The sequence below is a fragment of the Nocardia farcinica genome, assembly GCF_029867845.1.
GTDB classification, from domain to species: Bacteria; Actinomycetota; Actinomycetes; order Mycobacteriales; family Mycobacteriaceae; genus Nocardia; species Nocardia farcinica_A.
The window spans coordinates 1-12,413 of the sequence record NZ_JARWRU010000486.1 but is presented as its reverse complement, the minus strand read 5'-3'; the positions used below and the strand labels follow the sequence as shown (position 1 = coordinate 12,413).

12 protein-coding genes and 1 pseudogene are annotated in these 12,413 nt (G+C 71.3%); 7 read left to right on the top strand and 6 right to left on the bottom strand.

The annotated features are described in order from the left end of the window. Positions 1 to 74 precede the first annotated feature (74 nt). Positions 75 to 311: pseudogene (locus QH283_RS10585) on the top strand (histidine phosphatase family protein); the annotation flags it as partial. Here QH283_RS10585 and QH283_RS10580 read toward each other — a convergent pair. Next, positions 286 to 870, bottom strand: a complete 585-nt coding sequence (locus tag QH283_RS10580; RefSeq protein WP_280502845.1) for a GNAT family N-acetyltransferase — start codon at positions 868 to 870, stop codon at positions 286 to 288. The pseudogene QH283_RS10585 and the gene QH283_RS10580 sit on opposite strands and share 26 nt — an antisense overlap. A 107-nt stretch (positions 871 to 977) precedes the next feature. Between QH283_RS10580 and QH283_RS10575 the strand changes: the two genes are divergently transcribed. Continuing rightward, the gene (locus QH283_RS10575) at positions 978 to 1,157 is read left to right on the top strand and encodes a hypothetical protein (RefSeq protein WP_280502844.1); all 180 of its coding nucleotides are present in this window, start codon (positions 978 to 980) and stop codon (positions 1,155 to 1,157) included. 79 nt (positions 1,158 to 1,236) lie between these two features. On the opposite strand, the gene QH283_RS10570 is transcribed toward QH283_RS10575, so the two are convergent. Together QH283_RS10570 and QH283_RS10565 are read right to left on the bottom strand one after the other, a co-directional pair. Beyond that, on the bottom strand, positions 1,237 to 1,506 hold the full coding sequence (locus QH283_RS10570) for a hypothetical protein (RefSeq protein ID WP_280502843.1): 270 nt from the start codon (positions 1,504 to 1,506) through the stop codon (positions 1,237 to 1,239). Between the two features lie 37 nt (positions 1,507 to 1,543). Continuing rightward, positions 1,544 to 2,263 (bottom strand): TetR/AcrR family transcriptional regulator, encoded by a 720-nt coding sequence (locus tag QH283_RS10565; RefSeq protein WP_280502842.1) that lies wholly within the window; start codon positions 2,261 to 2,263, stop codon positions 1,544 to 1,546. Between the two features lie 112 nt (positions 2,264 to 2,375). On the opposite strand from QH283_RS10565, the gene QH283_RS10560 reads away from it, so the two are divergent. Genes QH283_RS10560 through QH283_RS10545 form a run of 4 tightly spaced genes read left to right on the top strand, consistent with a single transcriptional unit; the run spans position 2,376 to position 6,797 of the window. Continuing rightward, the gene (locus tag QH283_RS10560; protein WP_280502841.1) at positions 2,376 to 3,263 is read left to right on the top strand and encodes a metal-dependent hydrolase; all 888 of its coding nucleotides are present in this window, start codon (positions 2,376 to 2,378) and stop codon (positions 3,261 to 3,263) included. After that, positions 3,260 to 4,327: a PDR/VanB family oxidoreductase gene (locus QH283_RS10555; protein WP_432420699.1), complete on the top strand. Its 1,068-nt coding sequence runs from the start codon at positions 3,260 to 3,262 to the stop codon at positions 4,325 to 4,327. Before QH283_RS10560 ends, QH283_RS10555 begins: the two co-directional genes overlap by 4 nt. A 35-nt stretch (positions 4,328 to 4,362) precedes the next feature. Next, positions 4,363 to 5,850 carry a flavin-containing monooxygenase gene (locus QH283_RS10550; protein ID WP_280502840.1) on the top strand — a complete coding sequence of 496 codons (1,488 nt, stop codon included), beginning with the start codon at positions 4,363 to 4,365 and terminating at the stop codon, positions 5,848 to 5,850. Continuing rightward, positions 5,847 to 6,797 carry an SDR family oxidoreductase gene (locus QH283_RS10545; RefSeq protein WP_280502839.1) on the top strand — a complete coding sequence of 317 codons (951 nt, stop codon included), beginning with the start codon at positions 5,847 to 5,849 and terminating at the stop codon, positions 6,795 to 6,797. Before QH283_RS10550 ends, QH283_RS10545 begins: the two co-directional genes overlap by 4 nt. A 12-nt stretch (positions 6,798 to 6,809) precedes the next feature. Here the strand turns inward: QH283_RS10545 and QH283_RS10540 are convergent, their stop codons facing one another. Both QH283_RS10540 and fabG read right to left on the bottom strand, forming a co-directional pair. After that, positions 6,810 to 9,002: an acyl-CoA dehydrogenase gene (locus QH283_RS10540; RefSeq protein ID WP_280502838.1), complete on the bottom strand. Its 2,193-nt coding sequence runs from the start codon at positions 9,000 to 9,002 to the stop codon at positions 6,810 to 6,812. 107 nt (positions 9,003 to 9,109) lie between these two features. Continuing rightward, entirely contained in the window at positions 9,110 to 9,808 is a 699-nt protein-coding gene (gene fabG, locus QH283_RS10535) for a 3-oxoacyl-ACP reductase FabG (RefSeq protein ID WP_280502837.1), read from the bottom strand. 282 nt (positions 9,809 to 10,090) lie between these two features. On the opposite strand from fabG, the gene QH283_RS10530 reads away from it, so the two are divergent. Continuing rightward, a complete protein-coding gene (locus tag QH283_RS10530; protein ID WP_280502836.1) occupies positions 10,091 to 11,305 on the top strand; it encodes a WD40 repeat domain-containing protein in 1,215 nt (404 codons plus the stop codon). Positions 11,306 to 11,381: 76 nt separating this feature from the next. Here the strand turns inward: QH283_RS10530 and QH283_RS10525 are convergent, their stop codons facing one another. Then, positions 11,382 to 12,263, bottom strand: coding sequence for a TetR/AcrR family transcriptional regulator (locus QH283_RS10525; protein ID WP_280502835.1), 882 nt, complete (start codon positions 12,261 to 12,263; stop codon positions 11,382 to 11,384). Positions 12,264 to 12,413: the final 150 nt, after the last annotated feature.

The following is a 12,413-nucleotide window of genomic DNA, read 5'->3' as shown; positions in this document are numbered from 1 at the left end:
GGTCGGGGTAGTCGGGCGGGTAGGGGGTGGTGGGCCCCCCGGGGGGCCGGGGGGGGGTGCGGGGGGGGGGGGGGGGCGCGGGGCCCCCCCGCGCCGTGGCGCTGGCTCTGGAGCGGATGGGCGAGCGCGATGTGGTGTTCGTCGGGCACGGGCACTTCTCCCGCGCGGTACTGGCACGGTGGATGGAACTGCCTGTCTCCGAGGGGATTCGGATGTCGATGACGCCCGCCTCGGTCGCGGTGTGCGGGTTCGAGCACGGGCTGCGTCAGATCGTCGCGCTGGGTCTCACCGGGCGAGTGGGCCGTCGATGACCCAGATCATGGTGCGGCCCGACTCGGCGGGGGCGCGCACCTGGCGTTCCTCGACCCGGTCGAGCCGGTAGCCGAGCCTGCGGGGGATCGCGGCGCTGCGGACATTGGCCTCGTCGCAATGGATTTCGACGCGCTCGATATCGGGGAGCGCCAGCGCGGCGCGGGTCAGCGCCTCGGTGGTGCGGGTGATGATGCCGCGGCCGGTGTGGCGCACGTGGCACCAGTAGCCGATCTCCAGGGCGTGCGGGCCGAGGCGGTCGTGGAAGCCGGTCGCGCCGACGACGGAGCCCCCGGCGTCGAAGATGCCGTAGTGGCAGCCGCCGTCGGGTCCGGGCCAGCTCGACGCGACGGCGTCGCCGAAGGCGCGCTGCTGTTCCAGGGGCGGGGGTTCGGGCAGCCATTCCGCCCACGGGTGCAGGTGCTCGTAGGAGGCGGCGACCGCCTCGAAACTGGGGACGAGATCCTCCGGCCGCCACTGGCGCACGACGAGATCGCCCAGGTCGATGCGTCGCGGGGGCGCGACGCCGGGGGCGAGTGCTCGCTGGGGCTCGGCGTTCATGTCGCGATGGTGGCAAATCGCCCCGGCTCCGGGCAACGGAATTAGGCGGTGTGGTCGGCCTGCCCGCGCGACCGGCGCGTTCGCAGTCGGCGGAGGACACTGGAGGCATGGTCGACAAGGAGCAGTACACGCCCTTCTACGGGGTGGTGATGATCCTCGCGGCTCTCGGTGCCTCGATGGCGGTCAGTTATTACGGGCCGGTGTGGCTCCGCGTCACCGTGTACATCCTCACGGTGGCGATCGTCATGGTCGGGGGCGTCATGACGTTCCGGGACTACTCGCACTGAGGTCGGGAGCACAAAGCGCGCCGCCCGGCTCGGCCGACGCGGCGCGGGTGTCGTGCGCATGCCCGGTGGGGGCGCGGTGTCAGGCCCCGAGCAGGCGGATCTTGTCGTCGAGGAGCGCGGCCTCGGTGGTCAGTTCGTTGTCGTCGGGGCGGTCGCCGAGGTGGGCGGCCAGATCGGCGCGGGTGACCACGACCAGGCCTTCGGTGTCGTCGGCGGGACCGTTGTGGACCTGGACGCGGCCCTCGGACAGCAGCAGGCAGCTGCCAGGGACGGCGTCGAGGAGACGGCGCAGGTCGTCGGCGGCCACGTGGGAGGGGGCATGGCCGGTGGGTGCGTTGTCGGCAGTCATGCCCCTCGTGTGCCACACGCGACCGAGGGCAAACGGGTCAGGACTCGTCGGTCACATCGGACGAGCGGGGCACATCGGAGGAGCGGGGCGCGTCGGACGAGCGGGGCACATCGGAGGAGCGGACGGTGGCGATGGCGGTGAGCACCCGGACCGCGTGCTGGTCGAAGCGTTCGCGCGGGACGTCGAAGGTGCCGTCCAGCCATGGGCGGTACAGGTAGGCCAGGGAGCCGAAGATGGCGTTGGCGTTGAGCGAGGCGTCGAGATGGTCGGGCAGTGGCTCGCGGTAGTCGCCGCTGCCGATGGTGAACGCGATCGGCTGGGTGAACAGGGCGATCAGTTCGTCGCCGCGTTTCTTCAGGACCGGGTTGGCCTGGGATTCCATGAACATGATCGGCCCGCGTCTGCGGTCCTCCAGCAGGAAGTCGGTGAAGGCCGCCACGACGTGGTGGAACATGGCCTCGCGCTCGGTGGGCGCCTCGGTCAGCGCGTCCAGCAGGCGGTCGCGCGCGCCGATCACCACGGTGTCGAGCACGGTGACCATCAGGGCGTCGAGGTTGGGGAAGTTCTCGTAGAAGTAGCGCTCGGTCAGACCGGCCTGCCTGCACACCCCGCGCATGGACAGTTGCGCCGAGCCCGAGGTCGCCATCATGTCGGTGGCTGCCTCGATGAGCTGGGCGCGGCGGGCGGCGATTCGGTCGGCGGGGGCGAGACCCCGCCAGTTGCGCATACCGGCGAGTGCGTCGGATTCGGCCACCATGCTTCCCATCCTCTCACACGGAGAAGTTGACATCAGGTGCTGTTGACATTGCCTGATGTCAACAAATATCGTCAAGGTCTCTCGTTCAACGTCGAGCCGTGAGGAAGAACCGATGGGTCATCCGGTGGGCACTGCCTCCTACACCGAGCAGGCACATGCGATCCACGCCAGGGACGTCGACTTCGACTTCTCTTCCGTGCCACTGCACTACATTCCCGGCGAGGTGATGGCCACGCACATCATCAACGTCATGCACCTGCTGCTGCCCGAGGGCGAGCGCGCCATGGCCCAGGCGCTCTCGGAGGCGCTGCCGCTGATCGACGACGAGCGGCTCGCCGAGGAGGTTCGCGGCTTCATCGGCCAGGAGGCCATGCACGCCACCTCCCACGAGCAGGCCCGTATCCAGCTGGAGAAGCTGGGGCTCGAGGTGGGCCCGCTGGTCGACCTGGTCGGCTGGCTGGTCGATCGCATGCTCGGCGACCACGGGCTGAGCGGCCGCGCCAGACACGAATGGCTGTGCGAGCGGCTGGCGCTGTTCGCCGGCATGGAGCACTACACCGCGGTGATCGGCGAATGGCTGCTCACCAACGACGTGCTGGAGGAGAAGGGCATGCACCCGGCCATGCTCGATCTCATCCGCTGGCACGGCGCGGAGGAGGTCGAGCACCGCTGCGTGGTCTACGACGCCTACATGCACGTCGACGGCAGCTACGCGCGCAAGGCCAGGCACGCGATCATCGCCAGCATGGGCCTGCTCGCGCTGTTCGCCGCGACCGGCGGCTACCTGTTCGCCAAGGACCCCTCGCCCGCCAAGGGCCGCTGGTGGCCGTTGCAGCTGGCCAGTGCCACCGTGCGGGGCGTGGTGCCCAGCTTCACCACCTTCTTCACCGAGATCCCGCGCTACCTGCGCCCCGGCTTCCACCCCTCGCAGCTCGGCCCGATGGACAACGCGCTGCGCTACCTGGCCACCTCCCCGGCGGCCCGGGGTGGGCACGCGTGAGCGGGGTGGGCACGGTGGGCTACGAGCCGAACGCCGCGCTGCGGCTGCTGGTCGGCGCGTTCGACGCCTACAAGAGTGTGTTCGTGAAAAGCCCTGCCGCGCCGCTGCTCTCGCGCCCGCAGCCGGTCCGTCGCGGCGGCTTCGAGATGCCGATGCTGGTCGAGGAGATCGTCGACGAGGCCGAGGACGTGCGCAGCCTGACCCTGCGCCACCCCAACGGCATCGAACTGCCCGCCTGGTCGCCCGGCGCGCACCTGGATCTGTTCCTGCCCTCCGGCCGTCAGCGCCAGTACTCGCTCAACGGCGACCCGGCCGACCGGCGTGGCTACCGGATCGCGGTGCGGCGCATCGCCGACGGCGGCGGAGGATCGGTGGAGGCGCACGAGCTGACGGTGGGTGACCGGGTGCGAATCCGCGGCCCCCGCAACGCCTTCGACTACGTGGCCGCACCCCGGTATCTGTTCGTCGCTGGCGGCATCGGCATCACCCCGATCCTGCCGATGCTGCGGGCGGCGCGCGCCGAGCACCGCTTCGCGCGCCTGGTCTACACCGGCCGTTCCCGGGCCACCATGCCGTTCCTCGACGAGCTGGCCGCCATCCCCGGCGCCGACGTGGAGATCCGGCCCGACGACGAGTTCGGCGTCCCGGACATGGCGGCGCTCGTCGCCTCGGCCGTGCCCGGCACCGCGATCTACGTGTGCGGCCCGCCGCCGATGCTGGCCGCCGCCACCCGTGCGGTGGGCGAGGACGTGCGTGTCTCCCTGCACACCGAGCGATTCTCGCCGCCGCCGGTGCTGGGCGGCGAGGAGTTCACCGTGACCCTGGCCCGCAGTGGCATCTCGGTGCGGGTGGGCGCCGAGGAATCCGCGCTGGCGGCGATCCAGCGTGTGCGGCCGGGCGTCGCGTACTCCTGCAGGCAGGGCTTCTGCGGCAGCTGCAAGGTGGGGGTGCTGTCCGGGCGCGTGCGGCACCGTGACCGCACGCTGGCTCCGATCGAACGCGACACGTCCATGCTGACCTGCGTCTCCCGATCCGACGGCGGCGACCTCGTGCTGGACCTGTGAGCCACACCGAACTTTTTTCGAAAGGAGTCGCCCCCATGGCGACCGAGAACACCGACGCCGGGGCAGCCGCCGAGCACTTCCCCGTGGTCATCATCGGCGCGGGCTTCGCAGGCATCGCGCTCGGCGTGGAGCTGCGCGCCAAGGGCATCACCGATTTCGTCATCCTGGAACGCGCGTCCGGCCTTGGCGGCACCTGGCGCGCCAACACCTATCCCGGCTGCGCCTGCGACGTGCCCTCGCATCTGTATTCGTATTCCTTCGCGCCGAACCCCGATTGGTCGCGCACCTACGGCACCCAGCCGGAGATCCTGGCCTATCTCGAGAAGGTCGCGGGCGACTTCGGCATCGTGCCGCACATGCGTTTCGACGTCGAGGTCGCCGACGCGCGGTTCGACGAGGAAACGAACCGCTGGCGGGTGGCCACCGGCAGGGGTGACTACACCGCCGACGTGCTGATCTCGGCGGTCGGTCCGTTCAGCGAGGCCAACATTCCGAACCTGCCCGGACGGGAGACGTTCGCGGGCACCCAGTTCCATTCGCTGCACTGGGATCACGAGCACGATCTGACCGGTGAGCGGGTCGCGGTGATCGGCACCGGCGCTTCCGCGGTCCAGTTCATCCCGGAGATCCAGCCGAAGGTTGGCACGCTGACGGTCTTCCAGCGTTCGGCGCCGTGGATCGTCTCGCGCCTGGACCGCCGCACGACCGCGGTCGAACGTGCCCTGCTGCGCAATGTCCCCGCTCTGGGCAAGGCGGTGCGCGGTGCGTTCTACACCGGCATCGAGAGCTTCGGCCTGGTCGGCTTCGTGGACAAGCGGTTCCGCCATCCCTTCGAGACACTGGCCAAGCTGCAACTGCTGCGGCAGGTGCGCGACCCGCGGCTGCGCAAGATCCTCACCCCCGACTACGTGATCGGCTGCAAGCGCGCCATCTTCTCCGACGCCTACTTCCCGGCGCTCACCCAGCCCAATGTGGAGGTGGTCACGGCGGGCATCGCGGAGATCAGGGAGCACTCGATCGTGGACGCCGACGGGGTGGAGCATCCGGTCGACACCCTGATCTGGGGCACCGGATTCGGCATGCCCGCCAAGGTGTTCGAGCGCATCCACGCTCTCGACGGCCGCTCGGCCGCCGACATCTACCGCGAGGCGCCCAGCAGCTACCTCGGCACCTCGATGGCCGGTTTCCCGAACTTCTTCACCACGCTCGGCCCGTTCGGCGTGGTGGGCAACCAGTCGGCCGTGTTCATGATCGAGGCGCAGGCCCGCTACATCGTCGACGCGATCACGACCATGCGCGACAAGGGCGTCGCACGGGTGGCGGTGCGACCGGAGGTGCAGCGCAGGTTCCTCGAGGACGTCAACGCGCGCAGCACCGACACGGTCTGGCTCACCGGCGGCTGCAACACCTACTACGCCACCGCCGACGGCGCGAACTCCGGCCTGTACCCGAGCTGGAGCTTCGAATACGCTCGCCGGACCAGACGTTTCGACGCCGAATCGTACGAGATGAGGACCCGATGAAAATGCCGGATCTGCGCGGACTGCTCGCCTCGGTGCCGTTCACCGGCGTCTCCGACCAGCCGCTGTTCGACCTGCAGGACCGCGTCGCCGTCGTCACCGGCGCCGGCACCGGCATCGGCCGGGAACTGGCCAGGCTGCTCGCCGCGCGCGGCGCGCACGTGGCCGTGGTCGACATCGACGCCGACGCCGCCGCGGCCACCGCCCGCGATCTGCGTATCCGCGGCTTCGCGGTGACCGCCGACGTCACCGACCGGGCGGGCATGAAGGCCGCCGTCGAGCGGGTGCGCGAGGAGTTCGGGCGCATCGACGTGGTGGTCGCCAACGCGGGCATCGTGCCGCCGCCCGCCACCATCCGGCTGATGGACCCGGCCGACTTCGACAAGGTCATCGCGGTCAACCTGACCGGTGTGTTCAACACGGTGCACCCCGCGCTCGACGACGTCATCGACGCGGGCGGGCATGTCGTGGTCGTGTCCTCGGCCGCGGCCTTCGCGCCAGGCATGGCCGGTTCTCCCTATATGACCAGCAAAGCGGCCGTGGAGCAGTTCGGCCGGGCGCTGCGGGTGGAGCTGGCCGCCCACGGCGCCAGCGCGGGCGTGGCCTACCTGGGGGTGGTGGAGACCGCCATGACCCGGAGCACCCTGGACGACGACGAGCTCGGCCGCGAGGTCGGCGAGATGCTGCCCTGGCCGCTGAATCAGCGCATCACCGCGCGCGAGGCCGCCGTCTCCATCGCCGACGGCATCATCCGGCGCTCCCCGCGCACCATGGCGCCCAAGCAGTGGGAGGCGTACGCGCTGCTGCGCGGCGCGGTCAACGTCGTCCTCGACGACCGCCTCACCCGCGACACCGAGTTGCACTCACTGCTCGGCCGTCTCGAACAGCGTCTGCTCGCGGCGCGCGACACCGTGGTGCGCCCGCTGATCCGCTCGACCAGCGGGCGCTGACCGGTCGGGTCACTACTTGCGCGGCAATCCCATCACCAGGGTGGCGATCGTGTTCAGCTGGATCTCCAGGGTCCCGCCGCCGATCACCCAGGTGGGGATGTCGAGCTCGTGGTGCACCACCACGTTGACCGTCTCGCTCAGCGCGGCGGCCGGGCCGATCAGTTCGAGCGCGGCCGCCGCGGCGTCGGTGTGCAGCATGGCGGCCGCGGCCTTGGCGATGCTGGTGCCCGGCCCGACCGGCTGACCGTCGAGCCTGCGGATGGTCTCGCGCAGGTTCATCGCCGAGATCGCCGCGCCGCGCGCGCTGATCCGGCCGAGCGTGCGCAGCGCCTGCTCCCGGCTGCCCGCGTACTCGCCGCGCTCGATGATCCCGACGATGCGGGCGTTGTGCCCCGGATCGCGCACACCGCCGATGAACAGCCGCTCCTGGGCCAGCGTCTCCAGGGTGAGCTGCCAGCCCTGGCCCGGCTCGCCGAGCACCATCTCGTCGGGCACGAAGGCGTCGTCGAAGAACACCTCGTTGAACTCGGCGTCGCCGCTGGACTGGGTGATCGGCCGCACGGTCACGCCCTCGCCGTGCATGTCCACCAGGAAGACCGTGAGCCCGCGATGGCGTTCGGCCTCCGGGTCGGTGCGGGCCAGCAGCAGGCCCCAGTGCGAGCGGTGCGCCAGCGTGGTCCAGATCTTCTGCCCGTTGAGCCGCCAGCCGCCGTCCACGCGGGTGGCGCGCAGGCTCAGCGAAGCCACGTCCGAGCCCGCCTCCGGCTCGCTGAACAGCTGGCACCAGATCTCTTCGCCGCGCAGCGCGGGCCAGGCCAGGCGCTCCAGCTGCTCGGGCGTGCCGCGCTGCAACACGATCGGCACCACCCACTGGCCGATGCCCATGGACGGCTGCGCCAGGCCGTGCCGGTCGAACTCGTCCTGCAGGATCAGCTGCTCGAGCGGACCCGCCTCGATGCCGTAGGGCTCGGGCATGGGCGGGGAGACCAGGCCGTGCTCGGCCAGCAGGGTGCGGCGCGGGCCGATGGCGATCATGTCGGCGTCGCCGAGCGTGCTCGGGGTCGGATTGTCCAGGGCGGCGGCCTGATCCAGGATGCCCGACACCCAGTCGCGGAAGGCCGGGTCGGTCTCCGGCAGCGGCACCGCGAAATTGCGCGGGCCGCGCAGGGCGACCTCGCCGAGCCTGCGCTCCCAGATCTCCCCGGGGCCGGCCAGCCCGGCCAGGGTCATGGCGCGCCGCCAGTACAGGTGCAGGTCGTGCTCCCAGGTGAAGCCGATCGCGCCGTGCAGGGCCAGGCACTCCACGGCCGCGTGCACGGCATTGCCGAGGGTGGTCAGCGCGGCGGCGGCCACCGCGTGCGCGCGCTGGTCGGGCTCGTCGTCGATGCCGCGCACCGCGTCCCATGCGGCGGCGGTGGCCAGTTCGCTGGTGATGAGCAGCTGCGCGGCCCGGTGCTGGACGGCCTGGAAGGCGCCGATCGGGCGGCCGAACTGCTTGCGGGCCTTGATGTATTCGGTGGCGGTGTCCGAGCACCAGCGGATCACGCCCGCCGCCTCGGCCGCGAGGAAGGCGACCAGCAGGTCGGTGGCGCGTTCGCTGTCGATGCCGGTCAGTTCGGCGTCCGGGGCGGCGTTGTCGAAGGTGATCCTGCCGAGGTCGCGGCCGAGGTCGGCGGCGGGCTCGGCTGTCACGGTGACGCCCTTGGTGTCGGTGTCGACGAGGAACCAGCGGCCGCCCGCCGCGACGACGAGGATCTGCGCGGCCCGGGCGCCGAGTACCAGGCCGGTCGTGCCGGTCAGCGCCTGCCCGTCGAGGGTGACGCCGTGGTCGGGGGTGACGATCGCGCCGGTGGCGCCCGCGGCGAAGCGCCGCAGGGCCGCCTCGGCCGGCTCGTCGGTGTGCGCGCCCGACACCACGGCGCCTGCGACCACGCTGGGCAGCAGCGGGCCCGGCAGCAGCGCCTTGCCGAACTCGGCGATCACCACGGCGACCTCGTCGAGCGAGCCGCCCTGGCCGCCGACGCTCTCCGGCAGGTGCACGCCGTTGAGGCCGGTGGCGACGAGTTCGTCCCAGAACGACGGCAGTTCGCCGCCGCGCAGCCCCTCGCTGTTCTTCCGGGTGTACTCGCGGGTGGCGTGGCGCGCGGCGAAACCGCCGACGCTCTCCGCCAGGGCCGCTTGGTCGGCGGTCAGGGCAACAGGCACGTTCACTCTCTCCCGGTCGGGGGACCGGTCCGGTCCCGGCTCACCATGACTCCACACTAGAACAGGTTCTAGAATTTCGGTGCCGTGTTGCGCCGGGCCGGTGCGGGTCAGTGACCCATGCCGATGCCGCCGTCCACATTGATGACCGTGCCGGTGATGTAGGAAGCGCCGGGGGTGATCACGAACGCCGCGGTGGCCGCGACCTCCTCCGGCTTGCCGAAACGACCGAGCGGGATGGCCTGCAACGCGATCTCGGTGACCTTCTCGTTGACCCCGGCCGCCATGTCGGTCTCGGTGAAGCCGGGCGCGATCACATTGGCGGTGATGTTGCGCGAACCCAGCTCACGCGCCAGCGAGCGCGCGATGCCCACCACGCCCGCCTTGGCGGCGGTGTAGTTCACCTGACCGGGCATGCCGGCCAGGCCCGAGGCCGAGCCGATGATGACGATGCGGCCGAGCCGGTTGCGGACCATGTTGCGGGTCGCGCGCTTGATCACCCGGAACACGCCGGTCAGGTTGGTGTCGATGACGCGGCTGAACTGCGCGGTGTCCATGCGCATGATGAGGGTGTCGTCGGTGATGCCCGCGTTGGCGATCACGGCCTCGATCGGGCCGTCGGTCTTCTCGATGTGGGTGAACGCGGCGTCGACCGAGGCGTCGTCGGTGACATCGCACTCCACGCCGCGCACACCCTCGGGCACCGTCGACCCCCGGTGCGTACCCCAGACGGTATGCCCTTCGGCGACGAGGTGGCCGGCGATCGCGGCTCCGATTCCGCGATTGGCGCCGGTGACGAGCACGCGCATGGGGTGTCCTCCGAAAATCTGTCGTGACTGCAGGGATTGACCGGCCGACGCGCCCTGGAGCGCCGTCGTCCGCCGCGGACAGCATAGGGGTGCGCGTCACACGCGCTCCGGGCGGCGCATACCCCTCGTCTCCGCCGCGGCGTCGGTCGTTCCACCGACAGAAACCGACCGATCGCGACGGTATGGTGGCCGTCGCGGACAGGTCTGCCCGAAATGGCCGGGTTGCCAGTGCTGCTGCGCTCCCGACCCGCGGTCGGCCCATGTCTGTAGGAGGTAACGCGGATGCGGTTCAACCCACCGCCCGGCTGGCCCGCCCCACCGCCCGGCCGGCAGCCCGAGCCGGGATGGGTGCCCGACCCCGCGTGGCCGATCCCCGAGGGGTGGCAGCTGTGGCTTCCCGACGAGGGGGAGGCGACGGGCGCAGCCGTCCCGCAGTACCGGCCCGGGCCCGCGATCGGCGCCTCCGGCCAGGTCGCGGCAGCGGGCCGTCACGCCGGCTGGATCCTGCCCGCGGCGGTGATCGCCGTGGTCGTCGCGCTGGTGGGCGCGGGTGCAGGCGCGTGGCTGCTGCTCGGGTCCGAGGGCGGGGCGGCGGATTCGTCGGGGAGCGGCGTCTTCGCGGTCCCGGGCGAGGCGATCGCCTTCGACCCGGCCGACGGGACGCTGGCGGTGGCGGGCGACGGGGAGGTGAACTTCTACGACCCGGGCACGGGCGAGATGGTCCACCCGGCGATCCCGCTGTCCGGCGGGGTGTCCGAGATCGGGTTCAGTCCCGACGGGGACGTACTGGCGGTGCTGTGCGACTGCGAGGGCGACTACGGTCGGGTCACCCTGTGGGACCCGGGCACCGGCGCCTCACTGGGCGAGCTGATCAGCGGCGACAACGATTACACGGTGGCCTTCGACCGCACCGGCGACCTGATCGCCACCGGCACCGCGCCCGGGGACGTGGTCGTCGGCAGGACCTCCACCGGCAGGCAGGTCGGTTCCACCCTGACCGGCCACCGGGGCAACGTCCTCGCCGTCGCGTTCAACCCGGCCGCCGACCGGCTCGCGACCGCGGGCACCGATGACTACCTGCTCGTCTGGGACACCACCACCTTCCGCCAGGTCCGTCGCCTCGAACACGGGCACACCGGCAACGTCAACGCCATCGCCTTCTCCCCGGACGGCGCCGTCATGGCCACCGGCGACTTCGACGGCGCCCTGCGCCTGTGGGAGGCTGCCAGCGGCAGATTGCTCGGCGAACTCGGTTTCCCCGACGCCGTCTTCGGCATCACCTTCGCCCCCGACGGCAAGTCCCTCATCGCCACCGGCTATTTCGAGGGCGCCGTGGTGGTCCGCGACACCGCCGACGGCCCAGTGGTCGAGGGCAGGCTCGCGGAAGGCCCCGCCGGGCAGGTCGACGTCGCCGCCTACAGCCCGGACGGCAGCACCGTCGCCACCGCCTCCGACGGCCTGGTCACTCTCACCCCCTTCCCGGAGAACAACCGGTAGCCGACGTTCGCCGGCCGCGCCGGGCTCCGACCTCGGCGCCGATGGCCAGACCATCCAGCGCCGGAGCGGAAACCTGTCAGCGAACGGCTCGACTGTGGTCGGCGGTGTCAGGTCGACGGGTCGACGACGTAGCCGAACTTCCGACTCCGGTAGGTCCGGTGGGGAACGAGCCGCCGACCGGCAGCGCGGCCGCCATATCGGCGCGCGTGCCGAGGACGAGGACGAGGAACCGGATCATGGTGAGCCGCGCGTCCGCCACGACCTCGGGGGTGGGTTCGCCGTCGGCGGAGATGCGGAAGACGAGGTACTCGCACAGGTGCAGCGCCGCGTCGAGTTCCAGCGGCGCGGGGGCGGGCCGGTCCAGCTCGGCGAACTTCTCCCGGACGGCGGCACGGATGTCGTCGAGGGCGCGCTCGCGGTAGCCGGAGACGATCGAGTTCGGGTCGTGGAACTCGGCGAACAACGGGCCGAGCATGCGACCGTGGCCGCGCGCCCAGCCCAGATAGGCGTCGATCAGGCCGATGGCCAGCGGGACCGGCTCCGAACAGGCGCGCAGGGCGGCCCGGATGCCGCCGGTCAGGCGCTCGTTGGACTCGGTCAACAGCACGTGCAACGGTTCCTCGGTGTTGCCGAAGTAGCGGTAGAACGTCGGCCGGGCCAGACCCGCCTGCTCGAGGATGCGGGCGACGGTGATGCCGCGAGAACCGTGTCGGCTGAAGGCCTCCGCGGCCGCCCGGACGATGCGAGTGCGCACCTGCTCCGCCTGCCGTCGGCTCTGCGGCGGTCGGCCGCGGCGGGCCGTCCTCGGTGTGATCCCGGCGGGTGTGGTCCCGGCGCTCGCGTCGTCGCCCCGATCGCCGGTGATCTCGGCCGCGTCGTCGGCTGCCGAGCCGGACGGGCGCGGTTCCGCCTCGGGCTCGGCGGCCTCGATCTCGGCGGTGTCGGACGAGCTGGGCATGGTGCAACCTCACAGGACGACGGCGGTGACCGTGGTGCGCCACCACCGCAAGCTTGACATCGGTGTGCGCTGCGTCATTAATCTAACACCAGTGTTCAGTTAAAGGCTGAACCTTCCCAGACCTCGAGCACACCGGAGACAGCGCCGATT